The 26,715-nt window shown below is 69.2% G+C and carries 23 protein-coding genes; 14 read left to right on the forward strand and 9 right to left on the reverse strand.

Annotated features, from left to right (window positions below; all coding sequences use genetic code 11):
• Positions 1-118 precede the first annotated feature (118 nt).
• Complete coding sequence (locus NOV86_RS04740; RefSeq protein WP_267640105.1) at positions 119-1,540, forward strand: FAD-binding oxidoreductase; 1,422 nt, start codon at positions 119-121, stop codon at positions 1,538-1,540.
• 24 nt (positions 1,541-1,564) lie between these two features.
• Here NOV86_RS04740 and NOV86_RS04745 read toward each other — a convergent pair whose 3' ends face one another.
• From NOV86_RS04745 to NOV86_RS04765, 5 genes are all read right to left on the reverse strand, one after another.
• A complete protein-coding gene (locus NOV86_RS04745; protein WP_267640106.1) occupies positions 1,565-2,020 on the reverse strand; it encodes an SHOCT domain-containing protein in 456 nt (151 codons plus the stop codon).
• Positions 2,021-2,093: 73 nt separating this feature from the next.
• A complete protein-coding gene (locus NOV86_RS04750; RefSeq protein ID WP_267640107.1) occupies positions 2,094-3,791 on the reverse strand; it encodes a thiamine pyrophosphate-binding protein in 1,698 nt (565 codons plus the stop codon).
• 325 nt (positions 3,792-4,116) lie between these two features.
• On the reverse strand, positions 4,117-5,403 hold the full coding sequence (locus tag NOV86_RS04755) for an O-acetylhomoserine aminocarboxypropyltransferase/cysteine synthase family protein (RefSeq protein ID WP_267640108.1): 1,287 nt from the start codon (positions 5,401-5,403) through the stop codon (positions 4,117-4,119).
• A 342-nt stretch (positions 5,404-5,745) separates the two neighbouring features.
• Positions 5,746-6,753 (reverse strand): TIGR04024 family LLM class F420-dependent oxidoreductase, encoded by a 1,008-nt coding sequence (locus tag NOV86_RS04760; protein WP_267640109.1) that lies wholly within the window; start codon positions 6,751-6,753, stop codon positions 5,746-5,748.
• Positions 6,754-6,852: 99 nt separating this feature from the next.
• The gene (locus NOV86_RS04765; RefSeq protein WP_267640110.1) at positions 6,853-7,629 is read right to left on the reverse strand and encodes an SDR family NAD(P)-dependent oxidoreductase; all 777 of its coding nucleotides are present in this window, start codon (positions 7,627-7,629) and stop codon (positions 6,853-6,855) included.
• Between the two features lie 224 nt (positions 7,630-7,853).
• Here NOV86_RS04765 and NOV86_RS04770 point away from each other — a divergent pair, with 224 nt between their 5' ends.
• From NOV86_RS04770 to NOV86_RS04780, 3 genes are all read left to right on the forward strand, one after another.
• The gene (locus NOV86_RS04770) at positions 7,854-9,314 is read left to right on the forward strand and encodes an ICP22 family protein (RefSeq protein WP_267640111.1); all 1,461 of its coding nucleotides are present in this window, start codon (positions 7,854-7,856) and stop codon (positions 9,312-9,314) included.
• An 88-nt stretch (positions 9,315-9,402) separates the two neighbouring features.
• Positions 9,403-11,277, forward strand: a complete 1,875-nt coding sequence (locus tag NOV86_RS04775; RefSeq protein ID WP_267640112.1) for an ABC transporter ATP-binding protein — start codon at positions 9,403-9,405, stop codon at positions 11,275-11,277.
• An 81-nt stretch (positions 11,278-11,358) separates the two neighbouring features.
• Positions 11,359-13,278: a hybrid sensor histidine kinase/response regulator gene (locus NOV86_RS04780; protein WP_267640113.1), complete on the forward strand. Its 1,920-nt coding sequence runs from the start codon at positions 11,359-11,361 to the stop codon at positions 13,276-13,278.
• 15 nt (positions 13,279-13,293) lie between these two features.
• Here the strand turns inward: NOV86_RS04780 and NOV86_RS04785 are convergent, their stop codons facing one another.
• Positions 13,294-13,725, reverse strand: coding sequence for a universal stress protein (locus NOV86_RS04785; RefSeq protein WP_267640114.1), 432 nt, complete (start codon positions 13,723-13,725; stop codon positions 13,294-13,296).
• 73 nt (positions 13,726-13,798) lie between these two features.
• Here NOV86_RS04785 and NOV86_RS04790 point away from each other — a divergent pair, with 73 nt between their 5' ends.
• The 7 genes from NOV86_RS04790 (at position 13,799) to NOV86_RS04820 (ending at position 22,164) form a co-directional block, all read left to right on the forward strand.
• On the forward strand, positions 13,799-15,211 hold the full coding sequence (locus tag NOV86_RS04790) for a cryptochrome/photolyase family protein (protein WP_267640115.1): 1,413 nt from the start codon (positions 13,799-13,801) through the stop codon (positions 15,209-15,211).
• Between the two features lie 123 nt (positions 15,212-15,334).
• On the forward strand, positions 15,335-17,020 hold the full coding sequence (locus NOV86_RS04795; protein WP_267640116.1) for a histidine kinase N-terminal 7TM domain-containing protein: 1,686 nt from the start codon (positions 15,335-15,337) through the stop codon (positions 17,018-17,020).
• 171 nt (positions 17,021-17,191) lie between these two features.
• Positions 17,192-18,097 (forward strand): UbiA family prenyltransferase, encoded by a 906-nt coding sequence (locus NOV86_RS04800; RefSeq protein WP_267640117.1) that lies wholly within the window; start codon positions 17,192-17,194, stop codon positions 18,095-18,097.
• 100 nt (positions 18,098-18,197) lie between these two features.
• Complete coding sequence (locus NOV86_RS04805) at positions 18,198-19,892, forward strand: sensor histidine kinase (RefSeq protein WP_267640118.1); 1,695 nt, start codon at positions 18,198-18,200, stop codon at positions 19,890-19,892.
• 59 nt (positions 19,893-19,951) lie between these two features.
• Complete coding sequence (sod, locus tag NOV86_RS04810; protein WP_267640119.1) at positions 19,952-20,563, forward strand: superoxide dismutase [Mn]; 612 nt, start codon at positions 19,952-19,954, stop codon at positions 20,561-20,563.
• A 534-nt stretch (positions 20,564-21,097) separates the two neighbouring features.
• A complete protein-coding gene (locus tag NOV86_RS04815; RefSeq protein WP_267640120.1) occupies positions 21,098-21,364 on the forward strand; it encodes a DUF5827 family protein in 267 nt (88 codons plus the stop codon).
• Positions 21,361-22,164, forward strand: a complete 804-nt coding sequence (locus NOV86_RS04820) for an ATPase (RefSeq protein WP_267640121.1) — start codon at positions 21,361-21,363, stop codon at positions 22,162-22,164. The genes NOV86_RS04815 and NOV86_RS04820 overlap by 4 nt, the downstream gene beginning before the upstream one ends.
• Before the next feature lie 41 nt (positions 22,165-22,205).
• On the opposite strand, the gene NOV86_RS04825 is transcribed toward NOV86_RS04820, so the two are convergent.
• Both NOV86_RS04825 and NOV86_RS04830 read right to left on the reverse strand, forming a co-directional pair.
• Positions 22,206-22,790, reverse strand: a complete 585-nt coding sequence (locus NOV86_RS04825) for an MBL fold metallo-hydrolase (RefSeq protein ID WP_267640122.1) — start codon at positions 22,788-22,790, stop codon at positions 22,206-22,208.
• Between the two features lie 66 nt (positions 22,791-22,856).
• Positions 22,857-23,198, reverse strand: a complete 342-nt coding sequence (locus NOV86_RS04830; protein ID WP_267640123.1) for a cupin domain-containing protein — start codon at positions 23,196-23,198, stop codon at positions 22,857-22,859.
• 121 nt (positions 23,199-23,319) lie between these two features.
• On the opposite strand from NOV86_RS04830, the gene NOV86_RS04835 reads away from it, so the two are divergent.
• The 3 genes from NOV86_RS04835 (at position 23,320) to NOV86_RS04845 (ending at position 25,499) form a co-directional block, all read left to right on the forward strand.
• Positions 23,320-23,466, forward strand: a complete 147-nt coding sequence (locus tag NOV86_RS04835) for a DUF8555 family protein (protein WP_267640124.1) — start codon at positions 23,320-23,322, stop codon at positions 23,464-23,466.
• Between the two features lie 54 nt (positions 23,467-23,520).
• Positions 23,521-25,221 (forward strand): YcaO-like family protein, encoded by a 1,701-nt coding sequence (locus tag NOV86_RS04840; protein WP_267640125.1) that lies wholly within the window; start codon positions 23,521-23,523, stop codon positions 25,219-25,221.
• Positions 25,222-25,301: 80 nt separating this feature from the next.
• A complete protein-coding gene (locus NOV86_RS04845) occupies positions 25,302-25,499 on the forward strand; it encodes a hypothetical protein (RefSeq protein ID WP_267640126.1) in 198 nt (65 codons plus the stop codon).
• A gap of 15 nt (positions 25,500-25,514) precedes the next feature.
• Here the strand turns inward: NOV86_RS04845 and NOV86_RS04850 are convergent, their stop codons facing one another.
• The gene (locus tag NOV86_RS04850; RefSeq protein ID WP_267640127.1) at positions 25,515-26,675 is read right to left on the reverse strand and encodes a DUF63 family protein; all 1,161 of its coding nucleotides are present in this window, start codon (positions 26,673-26,675) and stop codon (positions 25,515-25,517) included.
• Positions 26,676-26,715 lie beyond the last annotated feature (40 nt).

Genomic DNA, 26,715 nt, shown 5'->3' on the forward strand with positions numbered 1-26,715 from the left:
AGGTCCGAGAGAACCGGCGAAACCGTCCACGAGTTTTGCGTTGTCTGGGGCGACGCAACCGCGGCCGAGCACCGTCGCGGGGGGCAGTTTTAATCCGACGGTCGCCCCACGAGAGCACATGACACATGACGTCGCGTTCCTCGACGACCTCGCGCTCGCCGACGACCAGGTCACGACCGTCGAGGCGACACGCGAGAGCCACGCCTCGGACTGGGGGACCCCGGACGGCAAGGAGGTCGTGCCCGACGCCGTGGTGTACCCCGAATCGACCGAGGACGTGTCGGCCATCCTCGCGGCCGCCACCGACCACGACGTGCCGGTCACGCCCTACGCCGCCGGGACGAGCCTGGAGGGCAACGCGGTCCCGGCCTTCGCCGGCATCAGCATGGACCTGATGCGGCTGAACGACATCACCGACTTCCGGCCCGAGGACTTCCAGATAGACGTGCAAGCGGGCGTGATGGGGTCGGCCATCGACGACCGGGCCGGCGAGGCCGGGCTGTTCTTCCCGCCGCTGCCCTCCTCGGGCGACATCTCCACTATCGGCGGGATGCTCGCCAACGCCGCCAGCGGGATGCAGACCGTGAAGTACGGCGAGGTGGCCGACTGGGTGCTGGAGGTCGAGGCCGTCCTCGCCGACGGCTCGGTCATCTCCGCCGGCTCGAAGGCGGTGAAGACCTCCGCCGGGTACAACCTCCGCGACCTGCTCATCGGGAGCGAGGGCACCCTCGCGGTCATCACGGAGGCCACCCTGCGCCTCGCGGGCCGCCCCGAACAGATCCGCGGCGGCCGGGCCGTCTTCGAGACGCTGGACGGCGCGGCGGCCGCGGTCGAGGACACCGTCCAGTCCGGGGTCGACGTGGCGAAGATCGAACTCGTCGACGCCGAGAGCGCGATGATGGCCAACGCCTACTCCGGCACCGACCTGCCCGACAGCCCCCTCGTCTTCCTCGAGTTCCACCGCAACCACGGCATCGAACGCGAGGTCGAGTTCTGCCGGTCCATCTTCGAGCACCACGGCGCGACCCGGTTCGAGGTCGCCGCGGCCGACGAGGGGATGGCCGACCTCTGGCAGGCCCGCAAGGACATGGCGTACGCGATGCAGTCCTACGACCCCGACCTGACGCCGCTCCATCCCGGCGACATCACGGTGCCCATCTCGAAGTACGCCGACGTCATCCGCTACGCCAAGGAACTCGCCGCGGAACACGACGTGCTCGTCCCCTGCTTCGGCCACGCCGGCGACGGGAACGTCCACTACTCGGTGCTCGTGGACGAGGACGACCCCGAACAGGTCGAGGCCGGCGAGGAGGTCTACAGCGAGATCGTCGAGTACGCCATCGACTGCGGCGGCACCTGCACCGGCGAGCACGGCATCGGCCTCGGCAAGCGCGAGTACCTCGAACGCGAACACGGCGAGGCGACCGTCGAGGCCATGCGGAAGGTCAAGCGCGCGCTCGACCCCACCGACACGCTGAATCCCGGGAAGATGTTCCCGGAGACCGTCGACGGGGGGCGGGTCAGGGACGAGGACGCGTAGAAGGGTCTCCCGGGGGCGGGCGGTTCAGCGCTCGAACTCGAACGTCTCGTCCTCCGGGGCCCGCTCGCGACCGTTCTCGACTCTGGCCTGTACGTCCTCCAGGCGCTCGTTCTCGAGCAGTTTCTCGGTCCGTTCCTCGAACTCCGTCTCCGAGAGCTCGCCGGCGGCGTAGCGTCGTTTGAGTTCCTCGAGGGCGTCGTCGGCCTCGCTCGGTGCGCGGGACGAGTGCGACACCTGGTTGCGGTCACGACTGCCACCGAACAGCGACCGGAGTTCGTCGTTCAGGATGGCGCTCAGCGGGAGGACGACGATGAACCCGAGGGCGGCGACGAGCCCGGCGATGCTGCCGAAGCCCATCACCCCGAGGAGGATGACGGCCGCGAGCGTGCCGAAGACGATGAGTGCGGGGAGCTTGTCGAAGAGGTCCGCGTCCTGATGGGTCGGGTCGAAGTCGACCTCGCCGCGCCGGTCGTCGGGCATGTTCGTACCAGTCCCGTGAGGGAAAATATCGTTTTCGACTCGGATGGCACAGGCACCCACGGCCCCGGTCGAATCAGTCCTCGATGAGCACGTCCACGACCGATGGCCCGGACTCCGCGACTGCCTCGGCGAGCGTGTCCTCGAGGTCGGGCAGCGAGTCCACGAGGTGGCCCGAGGCACCGTTGCTCTCGGCGTTCTTCGGGATGTCCACGGGCGGGTCGAAGTCCATCCCGACGAACTCGTAGTCCGCCTCCTCGCCGCCGAACATGCTCACCGTGTTGTCCTTCAGGATGCGGTAGTTCCGGTTGTCCGGGACCACGACGGTCAGGTCGAGGTCGTGTCTGGCCGCGGTGTAGAGCGCGTTCGGGTAGTAGAGGTACGAGCCGTCGCCGACGAAGCCGTACACCGTCCGGGACCCTCCGCGGTCCCGCTCGGCGAGTGCTGCGCCAACCGCCGCCGGCAGGCCGTACCCCAGGCCGCCGCCCTTGTTGCCCATGATGTGCCCCGGCTGGAAGTCCCAGCGCGTGAGCAGGGCGTAGCGAGCCGTCACGCCCTCGTCCATGACGAACGCGTCCGGCGCGACCGCCTGCATCGCGTCCACGAGGTCGGCCTTCGAGACCGCGTCCTCGGCCGTCTCGTCCTCGCCCATCTCGTTCATCTGCTGGCTGGCGAGTTGCTTCATCGCGTCGACCTGCACCAGCCGTTCCTCGCGCGTCTCGTCGTCGACGCGGTCGGCCACGCGCTCCGCGAGGTCGGCCATGACGTGGCCCATGTCGCCCGTGACGACCGTCGCGGGGTGATTCTTCGCGCCCTGCCACGGCTGGTCGGTCAGGTCGACGATGGTCGCGTCGTCGGGCACGAGCGGGTTCTCGTGGGCCCACAGCGTCGTGTTGGTCGAACAGCCCGCGAAGACGAGCGTGTCGGTGTGAAAGAGCGTCTGCGCCAGTTGCTCGTTCGGCGGGACGTGGCTCACCCACTGCTCGTGGTCGGTCGGGAAGTTCACCTCGTAACCCAGTATCTCGCCGTGGACCCGCGCGCCCGCGGCCTCCGCGAGGTCGACCGCCGCCTCAACCGGGTCGACGCCGGACCAGGCGCGGTGGCGACCCACGTGGTCACCCACGACGAGCACCGGGTTCTCGGCCTCGGCCAGCGCGTCGGCCGCGTCGTCGAGCGCCGCCGGGTCGCCCCGCCCCGGGTTCGGGATGGTCCCACCCATCGGTTCGGGCTCCTGTTCGGTCTCGTCGGTCATCACGTCCAGCGGGAGCGCCAGGAAGACCGGGCCGGTCGGCGGCGTGCACGCAACCCGGAAGGCCCGGCGGAGCATCGTCGGCAGCGCCTCCACGGACAGCACCTCGTCGGACCACTTGGTGTACTGCTCGGTCAGTTCGACGAGGTCGCCCGAGAGGATGGGCTCCTCGTGGCGGAAGTGGCGCTCGTGGTTCCCCGCCGTCACGACCAGCGGCGCACCGGCCATGTAGGCACCGTAGAGGTTCCCGAGCCCGTGGGCCATCCCCGGCGCGACGTGCAGGTTGACGACACCCGCCGGGAGCCCCTCGTCCTCGTCGGCGTACTGGCGCCTGACGCTGGCGTAGCCCGCGGCCGCCCCGACCGCCACGTCCTCGTGGAGGCCGAGTACGTACTCGACCTCGGACTCGGCGATGGCGTTCACGACCGGGAGTTCGGTCGTGCCCGGGTTGCCGAAGACGTACTCGACACCGTACTCGTCGAGGGCGTCGACGAACAACTGTGCACCAGTGCGAGATTGTGTCATGAGATGAGTGTCGGGTGGTGGTCACAAAACGATTCGGCTGCCGGTGGTCTCGAGTGCTGCTGTCGTGGTCGGTTCAGCGGTGGAACTCGAAGGGACTGGTTCCGCCGAGCATCGAACTCGCGCCGATGGCAGTGGAAACCGCAACCGCAACCGCACCGCTCCGCACCACGCCCTCCCCAGCCGATTCCGATGCTCGCTCCACTGCGTTTCGCTGCGCTTCTCATCCCTCGCGCGCTGCTGCCGCTGGCCCTCGCTATCGCTCGGGACCGGCGGCTGCGCGCGCCAGACAGAAAGAGAAGAAGCGTCGCAGACTGTCGTACCCGTCTCAGTGCGCCCGCTCGATGGCCTGGTCGAGGTCGGCGATGATGTCGTCGACCTCCTCGATACCGACCGAGAGCCGGACGAGGTCCGGGGTGACACCGCTCGCCATCTGCTCCTCCTCGGTGAGCTGCTGGTGGGTGGTGCTGCCGGGGTGGATGATGAGCGACTTGGCGTCGCCGACGTTGGCGAGCAGGCTCAGGAGTTCGGTCTCCTCGGTGACGGCGCGGCCGGCCTCGTAGCCGCCCTCGAGCCCGAAGGTGATCATGCCGCCGTAGCCGCCGTCGAGGTACTCGCTGGCCGTCTCGTGGGTCTCGTGGCTCTCGAGGCCGGGGTAGGTGACCCACTCGACCTTCTCGTGGTCCTCGAGGAACCGGGCGACCTCGAGGGCGTTCTCGGAGTGGCGCTCGACGCGCAGGGGCAGCGTCTCGAGCTTCTGGAGGGTGACCCAGGCGTCGAAGGGAGACTGCTGGTCGCCGAGGTCGCGCAGGCCCCGGGCGCGGGCGGCCATCGCGAAGGCCATGTCGCCGAAGCGCTCCTGGAAGTTGACGCCGTGGTACGCCGGGTTGTCGCCGGCGACCTCGGGGTAGTCCTCGGCGGTCCAGTCGAACGAACCGCCGTCGATGAGGACCCCGCCGATGGAGGTGCCAGACCCGTGGATCCACTTCGTGGTGGAGTGCCAGACGAGGTCGGCGCCATGGTCGAGCGGGTTGCAGAGGTACGGCGTCGCGAACGTGTTGTCGACGAACAGGGGCGCGCCGTGCTCATGGGCGATGTCGGCGATGCGCTGGATGTCCGGCGTCACGAGCGCCGGGTTCCCGATGGTCTCGAGGTGGACGTAGGCGGTGTCCTCGTCGATGGCCTCGGCGTAGGCGTCGTAGTCCAGTGTCTCGACGAAGCGGGCCTCGACCCCGCGGCGCGGCGCGGTGTGCGTGAAGTAGGTGTAGGTGCCGCCGTAGAGCGACGACGCGGTGACGATGTTGTCGCCCTCGCCCGCGAGCACGAACGTCGCGAGGTCGAGCGCGGCCATCCCGGAGGAGGTGGCGACGGCCGCCACGCCGTTCTCCAGCGCGGCGAGGCGCTGTTCGAGCACCGCGTTGGTCGGGTTCATGATGCGGCTGTAGATGTTGCCCGCCTCCTCCAGCGCGAACAGGCTGGCGGCGTGCTCGGCGTCGTCGAAGACGTAGGAGGTCGTCTGGTACAGCGGCGGGGCGCGCGAGCCGGTCGTCGGGTCGGGTTCCTGGCCGGCGTGGACGCTGTTCGTTGCGAAGCCGTGAGATTCGTCGTCTGCCATGCAGCATACTCCTTTCAGGGACCGCCTTAACCTACCGACACCCACAACACTGACCTCGTTTCGTCGTCAGGGACACGGAGGACGGAAGCGGCGAACCAGTCGATTTCGGGCGTCTCGTGGCCTCGATAACGGTGTCACCCGAGGCCGTCGCCTCCTCGCGGCGCGAACGCTGTCATAGATATCGGCAAGGTGTGCGCCACCACCGAGCGTTCAAGGAGGAAGCCGCGGCCAGCCCCGGCGTGCGCTGAGAACCATCACGGGACGCGTCGCGGGTGTGCGACACGGCCGTCTCGTGCCCTGACTCCGTGTCGCCTGTTCGCCAGAGAAGGTGCCGCAGTACCGCTATTCCGCGCCGGGTGCGAGCGCCTCGAGCGTCGCGTGGATCTGCTCCTGGGTCGCCGCACGCGGGAAGCCGACGCTGACGGCGTCGACCCCCTCGATGTCCGCGAACTTCTGGAGTTCGTCGCGGGCGCGCTCGGGCGTCCCGGCCGCCGTGAAGTCGTCCAGCATCTCGTCGGTGAAGATCTCCAGTGCCTCCTCGCGGTCGCCGTTCATCCAGTTCGCGGCGATGGCGTGGGCCTCGTCCTCGTAGCCCTGCCGCGCCAGCGAGTCGCGGTAGTACGTGCCCATCGCGCCGACGTAGAACGCGGAGTGCTGCCGGGTCAGCTCCCGGGCCTCCTCGCCGTCCTCGAGCGCACAGCACGTCAGCGACAGCGTGCACTGCTGCTCGCTCCGGTCGCGGTCGCCCATCTCGCCGCCGCGCTCGAAGTCCTCCAGCCGGTCGCGCATCGTCTCCGGCGTGAAGAGGATGGCGTGCCAGCCGTCGGCGAACCGGCCCGCCAGTTCGACCGCCTTCGGGCCCATGCCGGCCACGTCCACGTCCGGCGCGGGCTCGGGCGGGTCACAGCGCAGGCGGAACCCGGAGACGTTGAAGTACTCGCCGTTGTAGTCGAGTTCCTCGCCCGCCAGCACCATCTTGATGATGTCGACGTACTCGCGGGTGCGTCGCAGCGGGTTCCCGAAGTCCTCGCCGTGCCAGCCGCCGATGACGGCCGGGCCGGAGGGCCCGATGCCGAGGCGGAAGCGCCCGTCGGAGACCTCCTGGAGCGTCGCGGCCGTCTGCGCGAGCAGCGCCGGGGACCGCGAGTAGACGTTCATGATGGAGGAGCCGATGCCGATCTCCTCGGTCGCGTGGGCGATGCTCGTCATGATGGTGACCGCGTCGCGGCCCCACGTCTCGGGGAGCCAGACGAAGTCGTAGCCCAGTTCCTCGGCCTTTACGGCCTGGTCGACGAAGTCCTGGACGCTCTCCTGTGCAGCGACTGGCAGGTGGACGTGCCGTTCGGTCATTCTCTGTGAATGGATGCCACCCCAACAACAAAAAGAGGGATGGAAGTTGTCTGTCGTTGAACGCGGTTTGCTACTGGCCCCAGTTCACTCCCGGCTCGCTCAGACGTCCGGGGACTCCATGATGTCGGGCAGGCCAGCCGCGGTGATGGTCTGCCCGACGACGTACGACGACGCGGGCGACGCCAGGAACTGTGCGATGTCGGCGATCTCCTCGCTCAGCCCGATGCGGCGTTCGACCTCGTCGCGGTCGATCTCGTCGGCGGTGACGCCCATCTGGCTGGCGACGCCGGGAGTGGCGACGAAGCCGGGCGCGATGCAGTTGACCCGGACGTCGTCGTCGGCCCACTCGTAGGCGAGCGTCTTCGTGAGGTTCTCGACGGCTGCCTTGGCGGCGGCGTAGTGACTCATCCACGGGGCGCCCTGCTGGCCGGCGACGCTGGAGAGGTTGATGACGGTCCCGTTCGACTCCTTCAGGTGCTCCGCGGCGGCCTGCACGCAGTGGTACGTCCCGGTGAGGTTGATGTCCACGATGGTCGACCAGCCGTTCGGCGAGATGTCGTCGAAGTTCGCCATGAACGACGCGCCGGCGTTGTTCACCAGCACGTCGATACCGCCGAACTCCTCGACGGTCGCCTCGACCAGCGCCTCGACCGCCTCGCGGTCTGTCACGTCGCACTCGACCGCGTGGGCGTCGCCGGGCCGGTCGCTCTCTTCGATGCCCTCGGCGACCGGTTCGACGTTCTCCATGTCCCGCGAGCAGACGACGACGTCGACGCCGTCGTCGGCGAACCGCTCCGCGATAACCTTCCCGATACCGCTGGACGAGCCGGTGACGATGGCGACGTCGCCGTCGACGTGGAACTGTTCGGTCGTCATCGTCCGCCCTCCGTGCTGTGAACTTGCATACTCTCGGAGAGTGTACGGGGAGCGAGTTAAAAGTGAACGAACCCCACACGCCGGGCCGGAAGTTGTGGGCCGACCACACTCGCGACCGTGGACTGTCAAGCGGCCAGTAGTGATATATGCGCCGAAATTTTAGATAGATTACAACTACGGGGGAGCGCATGACACACAGGGGACGGGGGTCCAGACAGCACGGTATGACCGTCGCGAGAGACGGCGTCATCGTCGAGAAGCGCCTCGACGTGCAGTCGATGCCGCTCCCGGCGGTCTCGTTCGATATCGTCTCTGACAGGGACCGACCGGTCGAGGTGACACTGGTCGAACAGCTACCGGCCGACGTCGACGTCGACCGGCTCGGGTTCCATCCGGGCTTCGGCGCCGAGGGCTGGTCCTGCTACGACGGGGGTGAACTCGTCTGGCGCGGCCGACTGGCGCCCGGCGAGCACGTCCAGACCGTCTTCGGCGTCTGGCTGGATTCGCCGGACCGGGCGCGCTCGTTGCTCACGTCGCCGAGCGTCGAGGCCATCCGGGCGGTCGCAGACGACACCGAGCCGCGCGTCCTCGACGAGTCGTTCGTCGCGAGACCGGACGCAGGAGACACCGCCCTCAAGACCGCCGTCGAGGCGACGGTCCCCGACGAAGCACTCCGGGGCGAAGGCGGGCTCCCGCGCTGGAGCGACCTCCCAGATGCCGGCGCAGACCTCACCGCCCCGAGCCGGGCGGCCGTCGACGAGGTCGTCGCGGCCGTCACGAACGCGACCGACGTGACCGCCCACGACCGGTACTACCACCTCCGGCTGTCCGTCGAGACCGCCGGCCGCGGCGACCGCGAGGTCTCCCTGCTGGAGGACCTGACGAACGCCCTGTCCGTGCTGTACGCCGACGCGGACGACCGCGACGACGGTGCCTGGCGGGTCCTCGACGTGGTCATCGGGACGAACTGGCAGGCCGAACGTATCGTCACCGCGCTCGGCGACGACCACCGCGTCGCCGGGTTGCTGGTGACGGAGCTGACGGGCGCGGTCGAGAGCGGGGTGTCGACCGGGAACCCGCGACCGGAGCCACGGCCGCCCGACGAGTCGGGCACTGCACCGGCAGACGACGAGCTGGCCTCGACAGTGCTCTTCGGGCACGTCTCGGAGCCCGAGGGTGCCGACGAATCGGACGAGCCCGCCGAGTCGGTCGATGTCCCGGCAGAGACCAGCGACCTGGCCAGCGACGACGACGCCGGTGGCTTCGAGTTCGCCGACCCGGTCGAGCCCGAGTCCGAAGCGGAAGACGACGAGGTCGAGGCCGCCCTGGCCGAGGTCGATCCGGACGAGGAGGCGGGCGAGACAGCCACCGACGACGGGTTCGGTGGCTTCGAGCCGGCGTCGGTCGAGTCGGCCGACGACGCCGGTGACGGGTCGAGCACGGTGGCGACCGACGAGCCGGCCGAGGACGAGCCCGGGCCAGTCGAGGGCGAGACCGACGACCACCCGCAGGACTCGATGGCCACCTTCGCGGAGCTGAAGGCCGAGACCGAGCAGGCCAGCGTCGACGACCTCGACGAGGAACTCGAGGAGATGGTGCTCTCGCCGGACGAAGAGGAGGAGTACAGCATCGCCGACCTGCTCGAGGACTTCGACGAGGAGGGCGACACGGTCTCGGCGGCCTGAGTTCGCGTCGCCGGCACGAGGAGGTCCTGCTTCTTCGCCGTGCATCGATGGGTAGATAGGCTCGGTCCCCCACGCCAGTGATAACTCGATGGCTTCGACCGAGGACACGCCGTTCGACCAGTACCGCGCCGACGTCGACCGCCCGTTGCTCCGCCTGTTCCGGGAGTACGGCCTGCCCCGACTGCGCTGGTTCGTCGCGGGCAACCTGGCGAACCTCGTCGGTCGTGGCGCGAGCCTGCTGCCGCCACTGGTGCTCGGGACGGCCATCGACGCCATCTTCATCGGCGACGGGACCTACGGGCTGCCGCTGGTGCCGGAGACGTGGTTCCCGACCGGGCAGGTCGAGCAGTTCTGGCTCTCGGTCGGGCTCATCCTCGGGGGGTTCCTCCTCACCGCCGCCGGGACGTTCCTCTGGGGGGTGACGATGAACCGGTTCGCCCACGGCGTGATGCACGCGGTCCGGACCGACACCTTCGCCGCGATGCAGGCGCTGGACATGGCGTTCTTCGACGACAAGCAGACCGGGGAGGTGATGTCGGTGCTGAACAACGACGCCTCGAACCTGGAGACGTTCCTCGACGACGCCCTCAGCGAGGGGCTGCGAATCGTCGTGATGATCCTCGGCATCGCTGGCATCCTCATCCACCTCAATCGCCAGCTGGCGGCCGTGACGCTCGTGCTCGTGCCCGCGATGGGGCTGTTCACGTGGTGGTTCATGCGGCAGGTCGAACCGCTGTACAAGCAGGTCCGCAGCGACGTGGGGAGCCTGAACACCCGGCTGGAGAACGCGCTCTCGGGCGTCGAACTGGTCAAGACGACCGGGACGGAGGACTACGAGACCGGGCGGGTGCGCGAGGCCTCGAACGACCTCTACGAGTCCAACATGGCCGTGCTCACCCTGAGCTACTTCTACCGGCCCGGGATGGAGCTCCTGGCGGGGCTCTCGTTCGCCGCGACGTTCATCGTCGGCGGCCTCTGGCTGTTCCAGGGCCCGCCGCTCGGGCTCTCGGGCGAGCTCAGCGTCGGGGAGTTCGTCACCTTCGTCTTCCTGACCCAGCGCTTCGTCGAGCCGCTCTCGCAGGCCTCGAACATCGTCGACTGGTACGAGAACGCGAAGGCCTCCGGCGAGCGCGTCTTCGGCCTGATGGACGTGCCGCCCCACGTCGTCGAGGCCGACGACGCCGACTCGCTATCGGGCGTCGACGGGCGCGTCGAGTACGACGACGTGACCTTCGGCTACGACGAGGAGCCGGTCCTGCGCGACGTGGACTTCGAGGTGGCGCCGGGCGAGACGGTCGGGCTCGTCGGCCCGACCGGGGCCGGCAAGTCGACCGTGATGAAGTTGCTCATGCGCCTCTACGACGTGGACGAGGGAGCCATCCGCATCGACGGGACGGACGTGCGAGACGTGACCATTCCGTCCCTGCGCTCGGCCATCGGCTACGTCTCGCAGGACCCGTTCCTGTTCGACGGGACCATCGCCGAGAACATCCGGTACGGGCAGTTCGACGCGAGCGACGAGGCGGTCCGCGACGCCGCGAGAGCCGCCGAGGCCCACGAGTTCATCGCGGACCTGCCCGAGGGCTACGACACCCGTGTCGGCGAGCGCGGGGTGAAGCTCTCCGGGGGGCAACGCCAGCGCCTCGCCATCGCCCGCGTCGTCCTGCAGGACCCGGCGGTCCTCGTGCTGGACGAGGCGACCTCCAGCGTCGACACCGAGACCGAGGTCCTCATCCAGCGCAGCATGGACGCCGTCAGCGCGGACCGGACCACCTTCGTCATCGCCCATCGACTCTCGACGGTGAAGGATGCCGACACGATTCTCGTCCTCGAAGACGGGGCCGTCGTCGAGCGCGGGACCCACGACGAGTTGCTCACCGTGGACGGCCTGTACGCGACCCTCTGGCGGGTGCAGGCCGGCGAGATCGAGGCGCTGCCCGACCGGTTCCTCGAGTCGGTGTAGCCGCCGTATCACGGGGTCGTGCCACTCGTTTGTGAAACGCAAGAATCATGACAGTGGCCTGCGCGGGTTTGCCTGACACACATGCCTGGCGCACTCGTCCTCTACGTCGACGGCGACCGCGAGGACTGTCGAACGACGGCCCGCCGGCTGGCGGGCGAGCGCGCCAGTTTCGACTGCCTGACAGCGACGTCCGTCGCCGATGCACTCGACCTGCTGGACCGATACCACGTCGACTGCGTGGTCAGCGAGTACGACCTCGCGACGGAGACCGGCCTCGACCTGCTGCGTGCGGTCCGCGAGGATTCGCCGGACCTCCCGGTCGTCCTGTTCACCGCCGACGGCTCGGAGTCCGTCGCCAGCGACGCCATCTCGGCCGGGGTGACCGACTACGTCCAGCGGACCGACGGAGCGAGCCTGGCCCACCTCGCCGACCGCATCGACGCGGCCGTCTCGACGCACCGGGCCGAGACCGAACTCCACCAGTCCCGCCGGCAACTCGCGCGCCTCCACGAGTGCGCCATCGACATCGCCGCGGCGGGCGACGTCGACGCGGTCGTCGACCGCGCGCTCCTCGCCGCCGAACGCATCCTCGAGTTCGACGTCTGTGGCGTCTACCGGGTCGACGACGACGGCCGGTTCGAGCCGGTGACCGACCGGAGCTACGTCCCCGAGGAGACGCCGACCGTCGACGACGGTATCCTGGGGAAGACCTACCGCGAGGACCGGAGCTTCCACGTCCCGGACGTCGACGAGAACGCGGTCGCGTCGCCCGACAGGTCGCGGTTCCGCTCGGCGCTCAGCATCCCCATCCCGGACTACGGCGTGTTCCAGGCCATCGCGCGGGAGCCGGACGCCTTCTCGGCGGTCGAGCGCGACCTCGCCGAGTTGCTCGTGACCCACGTCTCCCACGCCCTCGACCGGCTCGCGTTCGAACGCGACCTGCGCCGGACCAACGAGCGGTTGCAGGCCATCCTGCGCAACACCACCGCCCACATCTACACGAAGGACCGCGAGGGCCGCTACCAGCTCGTCAACGAGACGTTCGCCGACCGGCTCGGCCTCCCCAAGGAGGACATCGTCGGGAAGACCGACTTCGAGTTACAGGCCACCGAACACGCCGAGGCCATCCGGGAGAACGACCTGACGGCGATGGAGCGGGGCGGGCCGGTCGAGGCCGAGGAGCAGGCCGCCTTCGCCGAGGGCGAGTCCGTCTACTACTCGGTCAAGGTCCCGCTCTACGGCGCCGGCGACGAGCCGACCGGCGTCTGTGGCATCTCGACCGACATCACCGAGGTGAAACAGCGCGAGGCGGAACTCGAACGCCAGAAGGAGCGCCTCGACGAGTTCGCGCGACTGGTCAGCCACGACCTCAAGAGCCCGCTGTCGGTCGCACAGGGCTACCTCGAGGTCGTCAGGGAGGACGTCGACCACGAGAACCTGTCGGACGTGGCGACCGCCCACGACCGGATGGCCGCCATCATCGAGGACGTCCTGACGCTGGCCCGGAACGGGCGACAGATCGGCGAGTGCGAGCGCGTCCGGCTCGACCGGGTCGCGACCCGTGCCTGGGCGAACGTCGACTCGAAGGCCGCCGGCCTCGACCTGCTCACCGACACCGTGGTCGAGGCCGACCCCGACCGCCTCCAGCAGGCGTTCGAGAACCTGTTCCGGAACTGTATCGAACACGGTGGCGACGACCGCGACCTGACGGTCAGGGTGGGCTCGCTGACGACCGACCGGGCAACCGCCGAGACGCCAGCTCCGGTCGGCGACGGCGGCGCCGACACCGGCACCGAACCGACCGGCTTCTTCGTCGAGGACACGGGCTCTGGGCTCGGCGACGTGGCTACCGCCGACCTCTTCGAACCCGGGTTCACCACCAGTCGCTGCGGAACCGGGTTCGGGCTGGCCATCGTCCGGGACATCGTCGAGGCCCACGGCTGGGCGGTCGAGGCGGGGGCGAGCGACGAGGGTGGCGCCCGCTTCGAGGTAACGTTCTGAGACTGGTCGGTCGCGTCAGGACCGGACCGTGAGGACGGGTACCGGCGACTGCCGGACCACGCGCTCGGAGACGCTGCCCATGATGAACTTGTCGATGCCACTGCGGCCGTGACTGCCCAGCACGACGAGGTCGACGTCCTTCTCGTCGATGGCGGTGAGGATCTCATCGGCGGGCGAACCGCGGACGATGCGTCGTTCGATGGGCATGACGCCCGCCTCGGTGGCCCACTCGACCACCTCGGTGACGATGTCTGCGGCCTCCGCCTCGAGACGCTCGACCAGTTGCTGGCTCCGGGCGTCGAGGGGAAGCAGGTCGTCGTCGACGACGTGCATCACCGTCACGCCGGCGTCGTACCGGGTCGCGAGGTCGATGGCGTGTTCGGCCGCCGCCTCGGACGCGTCGCTGCCGTCGACCGGGACGAGGATGTGACTGTAGCCCACGGACATGGTTCCACCTACGCGGGCCGGCGGCTTGACCGTTGGCACGCGCTACTTATGACTGACCTGCGTGGGTTCGCGTATGCAACTCCACTGGCATCGCGACGACCTGCGCGCCAGCGACAACCGGGCACTGGCGGCCGCCACGACGAGTGCCGACGACCTCGGCCCGGTCTGTCCCGTGTTCGTCTTCGACGACGCCGTGCTGACACACGGGTCACCGCCCCGGGTCGCCTTCATGCTCGATGCGCTCGCGCAACTGCGGGAGTGGTACCGCGACCACGGCAGCGACCTGCTGGTCCGTCACGGCGACCCTCGCGAGGTGCTCCCGGCGCTGGCCGACGAACTCGACGCCGAGCGCGTCGTCTGGAACAGGGGCTACTCCGGGCTCGCCCGGGAGCGAGACGCCGCGGTCCGGCAGGCGCTGAACGACGCCGACGTGGCCCGCGAGTCCTTCGAGGACGCGCTCCACCACGAACCGGGGTCCATCACGACCAACGACGGCGACCCCTACTCCGTCTACACCTACTTCTGGAAGAAGTGGCGCGACCGGCCGAAAGCGGACCCCTACGACGCCCCGGCCGAGGCCGCACTCGCCGACGTGACCGGCGACGAGTTACCGACGCTGGCCGACCTCGGGTTCGACGACCCCGAGGCGACCATCCAGTCCGCAGGGACCGACGCGGCCCGCGAGCGCCTCACCGCGTTCTGCGAGGGGGACATCTACGAGTACGACGAGCGCCGGGACTACCCAGCCGACCAGTGCACCTCCCGGCTCTCCGCGGACCTGAAGTGGGGGACCATCGGCGTCCGCGAGGTGTACGAGGAGACCGAGGCCGCCGCCGACCTCGCCGACGACGAGGACGCCCTCGAGTCCGTCCGGGAGTTCCAGTCCCAGCTGGCATGGCGGGAGTTCTACCACCACGTGCTCTACTTCAACCCCGAGGTGGTCTCGCAGAACTACAGGGACTACGAGTACGACATCGCGTGGCGGAACGACCCCGAGGAGCTGCAGGCGTGGAAGGACGGCGAGACCGGCTACCCCATCGTCGACGCCGGCATGCGCCAGCTCCGCGAGGAGGGCTACGTCCACAACCGCGTCCGGATGATCGTCGCGTCCTTCCTCACGAAGGACCTGCTCGTCGACTGGCGGGAGGGGTACGACTGGTACAGACAGAAACTGGTCGACCACGACACCGCCAACGACAACGGTGGCTGGCAGTGGGCCGCCTCGACCGGGACCGACGCCCAGCCGTACTTCCGCATCTTCAACCCGATGACCCAGGGCGAGCGCTACGACCCCGACGCCGAGTACATCAAGGCGTACGTTCCCGAGTTGCGCGACGCCGACCCGTCGCTCATCCACGGCTGGCACGAGGCCTCCCAGATGATGCGCGACCAGGGCGCACCCGAGTATCCGGCCCCCATCGTCGACCACGGTGACCGCCGGGAACAGGCGCTCTCGATGTTCAAATCTGCCCGTGGGGAGGAGTGACCCACGGCGAGTAGAGTTAAGTTAGGAAGCAGACAAATTGAGGGCATCGATGGTGGGAAACAATGCAGTCGGTGTCGACGGCTGGGAACCGCCGACGCCGGTACGGACAGCCGTGGCGGAACCATGACACCGGGTACGCTCATGCAGTACGTGGCGCTGTGTAGCGTCGTCCTCTCGGCCGCCTTCACCGTCCTCGCGTGGCGCTACCGCGACCGACCGGGGGCGCGACCGTTCCTCGCCTTGCTCGTGGGTGTCACCTGGTGGGTGGCGACGGCCGCGGCCGGGATGTGGACGACGAACGAACAGATGCACTACCTGCTGGTCAGGCTCCAGTACCCCGGGCTCGCGGTCGTCCCGCCCGCCTGGCTCCTCTTCGCGCTGGAGTACACCGGCCGCGACGAGTACGTCACGCGGGGGTCGATCGCCGCGGTCTCGGTCGTCCCCGCGCTGGCGGTCCTCGGCGTCTGGACGAACCCCGAGTTCGGCCTGATGTGGCACGACCGCTGGGTCGAGACGGTCGCCGGGGTCGCCCAGTTCGAGGGCTCGTTCGCCCTCGGCTTCTGGCTGTTCACCGTGTACTCGTACCTGCTGCTCGGGGTCGGCGCGACGATGCTGCTCATGCTCGCGCTCGACAGCAGTTCGCGGTACCGGCGACAGGCGGCCGCGCTCGTGCTCGCCGTGACCATCCCGTTCGTCATGCAGGTGCTGTATCACACCCATCCCGGCCCGGTGCCGCGGGTGAACCTGACCCCGTTCGCGTTCATCGGCTCGGCCGCCATCGGGATGGCCGCCGTCGGCCGGTTCGGCTTCCTCGAATCGGACCCGGTGGCCTCGCAGGTCGCGCCCGACCGGGTCATCGAGCGCCTCGACGACGCGGTCGTCGTCCTCGACGGGAACCGGACGGTCGTCGACGCCAACCCGGCGGCGGAGACGCTGCTCGGGCCGGGCGTCGTCGGCCACGACGCCGAGACCGTCCTCCCCGGTGAACTCGACCTCGACGCACTGGCCGACGGGGGGACGGCCGGCGAGGTCCCGACGGTCGAGCGCCAGCTCGACGGCGACCCGCGGTACTACGACACGACAGCCAGCGCGTTGCGCGACAGGCGCGGCGCGGTGACGGGCTGGGTCGTGAACTTCCACGACGTGACCGACCGGCGTCGGCGCGAGCGCCGCACCGAGACGCTGACCCGGGTGCTGCGCCGGACCCTGCGCGAGGAGATGGACGCGGTGTACAGCCACGCCGGGGAGATGCGCGAGGACGACGAGGTAGTGGCGGACCTCCAGGAGCACGCACAGGACGCGCTCGAGGTCGGCACGGTCGCCGAGGAGTTCGAACCCCTGCTCGGGGACTCGGTGTCGGACCCGCCGGCCGACATCGTCCCCATCGTCGGCGAGGAACTGGACCGGGTCCGCGAGCGCCACCCCGGCGTCGACGTGACCCTCGACGCCCCCCTCGGCGAGTGGGCCTACTGCGGCGCCCTGTTCGAGCCCGTGTTCCGGGCGCTGGTGAACGACGCCGCGAGCCGCGCAACCGGCTCTGACCCGCAGGTCGCCGTGGACGTCCGGGTCGACGAGGGGGCCGGCGAGGTGACCGTCAGCGTGGCCGACAGCGGCCCGGCCCGCCCCGACTCGGACCTCGCCGTCCTGTGTGACGGTGTCGTCCCGACCGAGACCGACGACTCCGACGCGTCGACGCTCTCGCTGTGGCTGGTCCACTGGGGCGTCGACCACCTCGGCGGCGCCGTCGCGGTCCCCGAGGGGTCCTCGCGCGTCGACCTCCGGCTCCCCCTCGTGGACGACCAGCAGTGACCGGCTGCTGCTGTCCTGGTCTGTAGCCGAAACGACTGCTTTTCTCGTGTGATTCTCCCGGCTAGTCGTCACCGCCTTCGACAGCTACGCTGACCGCCCAGAACCGTATCGGAGGCCGAACCTTCGTGTACCCCGAAATTTATTACCTTTGGGAATAGCTCATGGCTATAGATGAGTCAATCCAACGACCGGTTCACCACCCAGTCGCTCGTCCACCGGCTCCCCGACCCCACCGAGGGGGTCCGGTCGGTCGTCGCCGCCGCGGTCCACACCTCGCTGCTCGACGGGGCGGTGGCGGCGACGAAGGTCGTCGTCGTCAGCGCGCTCCTGTCGGTGTCGCTCTCGCCGGCCGTCGCGCTCGCCTTCCTCGTCACCTTCGGCGTCTACGGGTCGAACAAGCTCGTCGACGCCGAGGACGCCGTCAACTGCCCGGACCGGGCCGCGTTCGTCTCCCGGTACCGGCCCGTGCTCGCGCTCGCGACGGTCGGCGGCTACGGCCTCGCCCTCGTGCTCGCGGCGCTGGAGGGGCCGATGGCGGTCGGCCTGACGCTGGTGCCCGCCGCCGCGGCGGTCCTCTACAGCACCGAGTGGGTCCCCTACGACGGTGGCACCCGGGTCAAGGACGTCTTCCTGCTGAACACGACGCTGGTCGCGGCCGCCTGGGCCGTCTACATCACCTTCATCCCGGTCGCCTACGCGGGCCAGGGTATCGGTGCCTCGGCGCTCACCATCTGTGCGTTCTTCTTCCTCCAGACGGTCGTCGCCGGCGAGGTGCTCAACGCCCGTGACGTGGTCGGTGACCGCCAGGAGGGCGTCAGCACGCTCCCGACGCGTCTCGGCGTCGACCGCGCCCAGACCGTCCTCTACGGCCTCGACGGGCTCACGATTGTGCTGCTGGTTGGCGCCGGCGTGGCCGGCACGCTCGGCGAGAGTGCGGTGCTCGCCCTCCTCCCCGCGGTCGCCTACTCCCTCCTGGTGACCGCGCTCGTCGGCCGCGACGTGGACCTCTCGCGGCTGAGTGCGTGGCGCGACCTCGAGTACCCCATCATGCTCGCCGGGGTCCTGTTGGTCCTGTGACCGGAACTCAGCACTCGATATCACCAGTCGAGTTAAGTTCGATGGGACGGAAACCACTCTCACACGCACAGGTCGCAAGATGGCGTATGTCCTCTCAACTATGAGTCTGCTCCTCGTGACAGCAGTACTCGCCGCCTTCGCTGCGTTCTGTGCTCACAAGCAACGCCCGAAGCCCGGCGCGACCTGGTTGACGTTGCTCCTGGCCGGCGTCGCCTGGTGGGCCGCCTTCTACGCGGTCGAACTCCCGGTCGCGCCACTGGCGGCCCGGCGACCGTTCATGAAACTCCAGTGGCTCGGGAGCCTCACCATCCCCGTCTTCTGGGTCCTGTTCGCACTGGAGTACACCGGCCGTGACCAGTGGGTGAGCCGGCGGACGGCCGCCTCGCTCCTCGTCGTGCCGACGATCGTCGCCGGCTTCGTCTTCACCTTCGAGCATCACGACCTGCTCTACCAGTCCGTCGACCTCGTCCCGGCCGGCGACCTCTACGCCGTCGAGCACGTGTTCGGGCCGGTCTTCTACCTCGGTATCGGCTACTCCTACCTGCTCACGCTCGTCGGGTCGGCGGTGTTCGTCGCCCTGCTCGTGGGGCGGAGCCCGACGCACCGACAGCAGTCGCTCGCGCTGCTGGTCGCCATCGTCGCGCCGTGGGTCAGCAACCTCGTCTACGTCTTCGACGTCAGACTCCCGGTCAACGTGGACCCGACGCCCGTCGCGTTCCTCGTCACCGGCATCGCCAGCTACCTCGCCCTGCAACAGCTCGAACTCTTCGAGGCGGTCCCGGTCCCCGACCGCATCGCCCGCGACTTCGTCGTCGACGGGATGTACGACCCCGTCGTCGTCGTGGACAACCGCGACCGCATCGTCGACATGAACCCCGCCGCGGAGTCCGTCGTCGGGTTCTCCATCGAGACGGCGCTGGGCCGCGACGCGACCGACACCGTCCCCGGCTTCCCCGCGGGCACGGGCGACGGCGAGACTGTCACCGTCTCACCCGAGGGCCGCGTCCGGCACTTCGACGTGCGCGTCTCGGCCATCGAGGACACCCACGACCGTCGGCTCGGCCAGGTGGTGACGATGCGCGACGTGACCAAGCGCGAGCACGACGAGCAGCGCCTGAACGTCCTCAACCGCGTCCTCCGGCACAACCTCCGCAACGAGATGCAGGTCGTCTCCGGCTGCGCGGAGGAACTGGAGGGCCGCCTCGACGACGAGACCGACATCAGCCTCGCACGGACCATCCACGAGTCCGCCCGGGAGGTCGCCTCCCTCGGCGACACCGCCCGCGAGATAGAGGACATGCTCGACTCGCCCGAGAACGCGCCGACGGTCGACCTGCGGCCGGTGCTCGACCAGTTGCTCGACCGCGCCGGGTCCTCGTACCCGGGAGCCGTCTTCACGCTGCAGTGGAACCCCTCCTCGGCCATCTACTGTCGCCGGCCCATCAAACCGGTGCTGCAACACCTCCTGACCGCGGCGGCCTCGACCGGCGCGCCGGCGAACCCGCAGGTGCAGGTCTTCGTCCACGCCGACAGCGAGGACCACGTCTCCATCACCGTCGCCGACGACGGCCCACCCATCTCCGCGGCCGAGCGGGCCGTCCTGGAGACCGGGACCGAGACCCCGCTGGACCACGCGAGCGGCCTCGACCTCTGGCTGGTCGTGTGGGGGACCCGCGCGATGGGCGGCAGCCTCGACTTCGAATCCCACCGCGAGACGGGGAACGCGGTCACCGTCCACGTCCCCGTCGTCGAGTCGGTCCCGCGGGACGAGCACCCGGCCGATGTCGACAGCTAGCACCCGGCTTCCATACTTTTAAACAGCAGTCGCGCGAAGTATCCCACTGGGTGATACAAATGGCAGAGAAATCCAACGCCGAACTTCCGCCGCTTCCGTACGACTACGACGCGCTCGAGCCCGCGATCTCCGAGCAGGTCCTCACGTGGCATCACGACACGCACCACCAGGGCTACGTGAACGGACTGAACGCGGCCGAAGAGACACTCGCCGAGAACCGCGAGTCCGGCGACTACGGTTCCACGGCCGGTGCGCTCGGCAACGTCACGCACAACGGCTGTGGCCACTACCTCCACACGCTGTTCTGGGAGAACATGTCCCCGAACGGCGGCGGTGAGCCGGAGGGCGACCTCCGCGACCGCATCGAGGCCGACTTCGGCTCCTACGAGGGCTGGAAGGGCGAGTTCGAGGCAGCCGCCTCGGCCGCCGGTGGCTGGGCGCTGCTCGTCTACGACCCGGTCGCCAAGCAGCTCCGCAACGTCAAGGTCGACAAGCACGACCAGGGCGCGCTCTGGGGCGCACACCCCATCCTCGCCTGCGACGTCTGGGAGCACTCCTACTACTACGACTACGGCCCGGACCGCGGTTCCTTCATCGAGGGCTTCTTCGACGTCGTGAACTGGGACAAGGTCGCCGACGAGTACGCGAAGTGCACCGAGCACTTCGAATAAGCGACGAGTCGTACAACCACACACGTTTTTTCGGGCGTCCACCGACGCGGTAGCGCCGCGTTCGTGACAGTACAGAGCGACGGCTGTGGTCCCGCAGGGTCGGCAGCCACCAGCCGGTACGTAGCAGTGTCGCCGGCTGGACGGAGGCCACCAGAGAGGGCCAGAGACGCCGGACGAGCGAGTACAGTGTGAAACGTTGACGCGGGTACCCGTCCCCCGTCGTCTATGGCCCAAAATATATTCTTCTCGACAAGTTTATGGGGTGGCGCCAGAGCATCCTACATGCCGACGAGCCAGACACTGCCACACTGCCACACGAACACAGACCACTGCACGCGCACTCTGTCATCCCACTGTCCCGTGTCACGGCGTCGGCTGACCCGGTGTGGGGCCCGACCGGCCCGGCAGGGCCTCCCGCCCACCCTTCATAACCACCCTTCCGAGACACCGAACCAGCGACGCGTCCGACGCGTCCGCCGGCGACGGCCTCCCGCAACCGGACCGTTTAGGAGTGGGACCGTCCTACGCGAGCACATGCCCGTCCCGAAGTCCGAGTTCGAGAAACTACATCCGTGTGACTTCTACACCCCCGAGGAACTGCTCGAGGACGACCAGATGTACACCGTCTACGAGATCGCCCGACTCCTGCAGGGCCTCGACGCCGAGGCCGACATCGACCGCGAGACCGAGGACATCCTGCTCGACTGGGCCATCCCGTGGGTCATGCGCAACGCCGACGACCTCGTGGTAGCGACCCCGCGGAGCGACGACGAACCGGGGTACTACGGTCTCGCGGAATGAGGCTGCTCGTCGCCGGCGGCGACCGCGTCGACGCCGGGAAGACGACGTTCTCGACCGGCCTCTGTGCGTACGCCGGTGCCACCGGCTTCAAACCGCGTGCCGGCAACGACTACTGGTTCGACCACGACGACTACGAGCGCGCCGTCTCGGCGGGGCGACTCTACGGGAAGGACGCGAAACGTCTCGCGGCGGCGAGCCCCGAGGCCGTCGAACCAGAGGACATCAACCCACTGCACCGGCTCTGGCGGCCGTCGCCCGGCGCCGACGCCGGCATCATCGGCGCGAGCCACCGCCGGTTCGTCTGCGACCGCGTCGGCGACGCGTTCGTCGTGAACGCGAACGCCGACCTGCCCGAGAGCGCCCGCGAGCACCTGCCCCTGGAGCAGGCGACGACCGTCGAGACGCTGGCGGAACTGAACGCGGTGATGGCGGACCGCCACACCACGGTACTCGAGTCGGTCCGGGAAGCGATCCTCGCCCGCGACCGGGCGGTCGTCGAGTCCTACAGCGACATCGCGGTCCCCATCCAGCAGGTCGAGTTCGACGCCGTGGCGGTGGTCGACCCCGGCCGCGCCCGGGTGTACAACGCCGACCGGTACGCCAGGGCCCGCGAGGTCGTCGGCGGGAGCACCCACGAGGGGCAACTCGAAGAGCGCGTCTCGGACGTGATATCGCACTGTGACCCGCTGGCCGAGGTGGGCCTGCCCGCACTCGGCGGCGAGAAGCGACGCGACCCCGACGTGGTCGCCGAAGCGTACGAGGTCGCCTACGAGGCGGTCGTGACGGCGGCGCTCTCCTGATTCTGCGGTCTCCCGACCGTCGCCTGTTCCTGACCGGTTCGCTACCGCCGGAACGCCGACGAGGCCATCTCCAGGGCAGCCTCGACGTGCCCGAACGGCTCGTTCGTCACGGAGGGCCCGTGGCCGACGTGCATCTCGCGGAAGTCCTCGTCGACCCGGTCTCTGACGCGCTCGATGCTCTCGATGAGCGCGTCGTGGTCGCCCTCCTCGAGGTCGGTCCGGCCGAAGCTCCCGTTCTGGAAGACGAGGTCGCCGGCGAACAGGACGCCCGCGTCGTCGCTGTAGAAGCAGAGGTGGTCGTTCTTGTGTCCCGGCGTGTGCAGCGCCTCGTACTCGTGGTCGCCGAGCTGGACCCACCCGCCGTCGGCGATGGCGTGGTCGACGCCGGGCTGGTCGGTGTCGAAGCCCCACGCCTCGACCCCGAAGGCCTCCTTCACCTCGGAGAGGTTCCCGACGTGGTCGGGGTGAGTGTGCGTCATCACGACGGCGTCGATGCCGCCGCGCTCCTCTATCTTCGAGGCCACGTCGAAGTTCGCGCCCGCGTCGACCAGCACGCGGCGGTCACCCGACACCAGGAAGACGTTGCTCGTGAACGCCTGCACGCCTGCGGCGAGGTTGGATATCATGGCCGAGGCTACAGGAGCGAGGCGTTTGACGGTTCCGCTCGCGGTCGAAGCGGGGAAGCGGTTCCGTCAGTCGCCGCCGGCCCCGACGAGCACCAGTTTCGCGACCTCGTCGTAGGGGTTCTTCAGCTGGCGCGTCTCGTCGGCGGAGAGGCGGAGCGCCTCGTCCTCGGCGAGGGGCACCGTCTCGTCCTCGAGTTCCACGTCGACGGTGCCCGCGACCACGACGTACACCTCCTCCTGGCCGTCGTGCGAGTGGTCGTGCTCCTTGCCCTTGCTGCCCGGTTCGAGTTCCATGATGGTCACGCCGACGTGTTCGGTCTCGAGTGCGTCGCGCAGGAACCACATCCCGCCGTACTCCTCGTCGATGACCGAGTCCACGTCCGCGGTGCTCGTCTTGGTGTAGCTCATGGGCGACACGTCGGACGCCACGCGTATCAAACCCTGGCGGGACGACCCATGGTGGCCCAGCGGTTCCGCGCGGCGGGTGACGGAAGAAACACACTTCCGGCCGGAACGCCGAGGTGCGCGTATGCGCGACGAAGCCGAGATCCGCGAGCAGTACGAGTTCCTCAAGGAGCAACTCGACGACGAGGACATGAAACACGAGGGTGTCAAGCAGATGTTCACGTACTACAAGCGGGCGCTCGGGTGGGTGCTCGAAGAGGAGCACATCTGACTGCCGGGCCCCGAGAGCGTCGCACTTTTCCCCCCACCCCGAGCACGCTGTGGCATGGACGTACGTATCGCAGGTGACGGACCGGCGGCCGAGGCCGTGGTGGCGGCCCTGGCCGACGCGGACGCCACGTCGGAGCGTGTCGAAGCGGCCGACATCGCCGGGACCGACCTCGGCGTGGTCGTCGGGCCGGTCGGTGACGAGGCGTTCGAGACGGCGAACGAGGTCGCGGACGGGCCGTGGCTCGCGGTCGAACTCGGGGGTATCGGCGGCGCGGCCGTCGCCGGGGTCGACGCGTCGGTCACCGGCCTCGAATCGGGGCGCGGCTGCTACGACTGTCTCCGGGCGCGGGTCGCGGCGAACGCCCGCGAGACCGACGAGGGCACGGTCGACAACCCGACCGCCAGACTCGCCGGGGCGGTCGCGGGCCGGCAGGCGGTCGGCTTCCTCACCGGGGAGGGCGACGTTGTCGGGGCGGTCCACGAACTCCCGCACCAGAACCGCTCGTTCCTCCCGGTGCCGGGGTGCTGTACGAGCCGTGACCGCACGGTCCGACACGACCACGAGGCGGTGAGCCTCGACGACGCCGTCGCCCGGGCCGAGCAGGCGCTGGACCCGCGGGTCGGCCTGGTCAGCGACATCGGCGAGGTCGAGTCCTTCCCGGCGCCGTACTACCTCGCGACGAACTCCGAGACGAGCGTCTTCAGCGACGCCAGCGCGCCGAAGCAGGCCGCGGGCGTCGCCGACGACTGGAACGCCGCCTTCATGAAGGCCGTCGGGGAGGCGCTGGAACGCTACTCGTCGGCGGTCTACCGCGAGAGCGAGTTCCGGGCGATGCCGCCGGCGATGGTCGACGAGGGGGTCCGCCCCGACGACGTGGTCCGGCGCGACGACGCCCCCGCGGTCGACCCCGAGGAGCCGATTCCGTGGGTGGTGGGCGAGAACCTCGCGACCGGCGAGGAGGCACCGCTTCCCGCAGAGGTCGTGCAGTTCCCGCCGCCGGAGGAGCGCTACACCGACGCCATCACGACGGGGCTCGGCCTCGGCACCTCCGGGGCCGACGCGCTCGTCTCCGGCCTGACCGAGGTCGTCGAGCGCGACGCGACCATGCTCGCGTGGTACTCGACGTTCGAACCCCTCGAACTCCGCGTCGACGACGAGGAGTACCAGACGCTCGCCCGGCGCGCCCGCTCGGAGGGGCTGCGGACCACGGCCCTGCTCGTGACCCAGGACGTGGACGTGCCGGTCGTCGCGGTCGCGGTCCACCGCGAGGACGACGACTGGCCCGCCTTCGCGGTCGGCTCCGGGGCGGCGCTGGACCCGGTCGACGCGGCGCGCTCGGGGCTGGCCGAGGCGCTCCAGAACTGGATGGAGCTGCGGTCGATGGGGCGCTCGCAGGCGACCGACGAACCGGGCGCCATCGCCGCGTTCGCCGACTTCCCGTCGGCCGCCGCCGACTTCCTCGACGCGGGCGGCCCGGTCCCCGCCGCGAGCGTCGGCCCCGACGACCCCGCGACGGGGGCGGCCGCGGTCGACGACCTCGTCTCGCGGGTCACCGACGCGGGCCTGACGCCCTACGCCGCCCGGCTCACCACGCCCGACGTGGCCCAGGCCGGCTTCGAGGCGGTCCGGGTCGTCGTGCCCGGAGCCCAGCCGCTGTTCACCGGCGACCCGGCCTTCGGCGAGCGCGCCGAGACGGTGCCCGAGTCCCTCGGATTCGAGTCCCGGCTGAACCGGCGCCACCACCCGTATCCCTGACCGACGGTCTCGATTCCGGGACGAAGCGTAGTTTTAAGCGGGCCCGAACCGTGGGTTCGAGTGGTGTGCCAATTACTACCATGACAGAGCTATCAGAGGATGGGGGAGGCATCGTCTCCGAGTTCGATCTCAACTGTGCGACCTGCGGCGGGTCCCTGACACGGTCGCAGGTACCGGCCGAGACGGTGGGCGTGGAGTCCGCCGGGCCACTCGTCGTCGCGGAGTGCGCGAACTGCGGGAGCCGGTACTTCCCGCGGAACACGCTGGACGCGCTGTAGAACGGGGAGAGAAGGTCAGACGTAGAGCGTCGCCCGGAGCATGTCACGGGTCCCGGGCCCGAGACCGACGGCGACGATCGCCACGAGCAACATCACGGTGAAGCGCGGACTGTCCTCGAACACCACCTCGTCGAAGACGTAGATGACGAAGGTCGCGGCGACCAGTTTCACGATGAGGAACGGGAACGCGTCGAGGTACGCCGGCAGGACGCCACCCGAGACGTCGACGATGAAGCGGTTGACCGGGTGCTTGCCCGTCAGGTTCGCGCGGCCGGTCAGGTAGGTCATCCAGTCGAGGCCGACCACGTTCGCCACGCCGTCGATGGAGTGCGCCCAGAGGATGACCAGACCCATCAGGCCGGTCCCGCGGTTGATGGCGGGCTTGACGTTCTCGATGAGGTACCAGACGCCGGCGGTACAGATGGTCGCGCCGACCAGCACCGCCACGAGCACCTGCGGGTAGAAGTAGACGAACTCCTTGGTCGCAGAGGCCCAGCCGAGATAGCCCAGCGTCACCACCAGTATCGCGCTCGCGATGGCGAACAGCGGGTACTCGTAGGACTGGCTGATGACGTGCCGGGAGAGGTAGACCGCCGCCACGAGCGCGCCGAGGGCGACGAAGAAGACGGTGAAGTAGATGATGGGACTGATGAGGAACGCGTTCAGCGGGTAGTCGATGAGGACGCCGGTCGCCTCGGCCGGCGGGACCCCACTGGCGAGTTGCTCGGCGCGGACCTCGGCCGCGCGGTTGTTCACGTCCTCGACGACGCGGAGCGCCCCGCCGAAGAACATGAACGGGAAGAGGCCGTAGAACATCGCCCGGTAGCGCTCGACGCGAAGTTGTTTGAGGAGCAGCGCGACGCCGACCAGCATCACCAGCAGGATGACGGCGTAGCCGATCTCGGAGACGACGGTGTAGCCCGGCTCCGCGACCGGCCCCATCCCTGCCGGCACGTTGGTACAGCTCTGGGGCTGTATCTGCTCGCCGTTGGCCCACGCCGCACAGCTCCAGCCCTTCGCGTCGGCGTAGACGGGCCCCCAGAAGTAGTGCCAGACGAAGTTGGCGTACACCGTCCTCGTGAACAGTACCGACCCGAGCCCGAACACCAGCGCGAGCAGTGCGACCCCGGCTGCCCACGCGCGCCCGATGCCGATACGCTCTATCAGGTCACTCATATGCCCACCGCGGGCGCGATTCGGCATTACCCTTCTGGTC

Origin of the sequence: Haloarchaeobius amylolyticus, assembly GCF_026616195.1 — an archaeon.
GTDB classification, from domain to species: Archaea; Halobacteriota; Halobacteria; order Halobacteriales; family Natrialbaceae; genus Haloarchaeobius; species Haloarchaeobius amylolyticus.

Coding starts and splice junctions, on each gene's coding strand:
- NOV86_RS04740 (WP_267640105.1), top strand. CDS start 119: ATGACACATGACGTCGCGTTCCTCGACGACCTCGCGCTCGCCGACGAC.
- NOV86_RS04745 (WP_267640106.1), bottom strand. CDS start 2,020: ATGCCCGACGACCGGCGCGGCGAGGTCGACTTCGACCCGACCCATCAG.
- NOV86_RS04750 (WP_267640107.1), bottom strand. CDS start 3,791: ATGACACAATCTCGCACTGGTGCACAGTTGTTCGTCGACGCCCTCGAC.
- NOV86_RS04755 (WP_267640108.1), bottom strand. CDS start 5,403: ATGGCAGACGACGAATCTCACGGCTTCGCAACGAACAGCGTCCACGCC.
- NOV86_RS04760 (WP_267640109.1), bottom strand. CDS start 6,753: ATGACCGAACGGCACGTCCACCTGCCAGTCGCTGCACAGGAGAGCGTC.
- NOV86_RS04765 (WP_267640110.1), bottom strand. CDS start 7,629: ATGACGACCGAACAGTTCCACGTCGACGGCGACGTCGCCATCGTCACC.
- NOV86_RS04770 (WP_267640111.1), top strand. CDS start 7,854: ATGACCGTCGCGAGAGACGGCGTCATCGTCGAGAAGCGCCTCGACGTG.
- NOV86_RS04775 (WP_267640112.1), top strand. CDS start 9,403: ATGGCTTCGACCGAGGACACGCCGTTCGACCAGTACCGCGCCGACGTC.
- NOV86_RS04780 (WP_267640113.1), top strand. CDS start 11,359: ATGCCTGGCGCACTCGTCCTCTACGTCGACGGCGACCGCGAGGACTGT.
- NOV86_RS04785 (WP_267640114.1), bottom strand. CDS start 13,725: ATGTCCGTGGGCTACAGTCACATCCTCGTCCCGGTCGACGGCAGCGAC.
- NOV86_RS04790 (WP_267640115.1), top strand. CDS start 13,799: ATGCAACTCCACTGGCATCGCGACGACCTGCGCGCCAGCGACAACCGG.
- NOV86_RS04795 (WP_267640116.1), top strand. CDS start 15,335: ATGACACCGGGTACGCTCATGCAGTACGTGGCGCTGTGTAGCGTCGTC.
- NOV86_RS04800 (WP_267640117.1), top strand. CDS start 17,192: ATGAGTCAATCCAACGACCGGTTCACCACCCAGTCGCTCGTCCACCGG.
- NOV86_RS04805 (WP_267640118.1), top strand. CDS start 18,198: ATGAGTCTGCTCCTCGTGACAGCAGTACTCGCCGCCTTCGCTGCGTTC.
- sod (WP_267640119.1), top strand. CDS start 19,952: ATGGCAGAGAAATCCAACGCCGAACTTCCGCCGCTTCCGTACGACTAC.
- NOV86_RS04815 (WP_267640120.1), top strand. CDS start 21,098: ATGCCCGTCCCGAAGTCCGAGTTCGAGAAACTACATCCGTGTGACTTC.
- NOV86_RS04820 (WP_267640121.1), top strand. CDS start 21,361: ATGAGGCTGCTCGTCGCCGGCGGCGACCGCGTCGACGCCGGGAAGACG.
- NOV86_RS04825 (WP_267640122.1), bottom strand. CDS start 22,790: ATGATATCCAACCTCGCCGCAGGCGTGCAGGCGTTCACGAGCAACGTC.
- NOV86_RS04830 (WP_267640123.1), bottom strand. CDS start 23,198: ATGAGCTACACCAAGACGAGCACCGCGGACGTGGACTCGGTCATCGAC.
- NOV86_RS04835 (WP_267640124.1), top strand. CDS start 23,320: ATGCGCGACGAAGCCGAGATCCGCGAGCAGTACGAGTTCCTCAAGGAG.
- NOV86_RS04840 (WP_267640125.1), top strand. CDS start 23,521: ATGGACGTACGTATCGCAGGTGACGGACCGGCGGCCGAGGCCGTGGTG.
- NOV86_RS04845 (WP_267640126.1), top strand. CDS start 25,302: ATGACAGAGCTATCAGAGGATGGGGGAGGCATCGTCTCCGAGTTCGAT.
- NOV86_RS04850 (WP_267640127.1), bottom strand. CDS start 26,675: ATGAGTGACCTGATAGAGCGTATCGGCATCGGGCGCGCGTGGGCAGCC.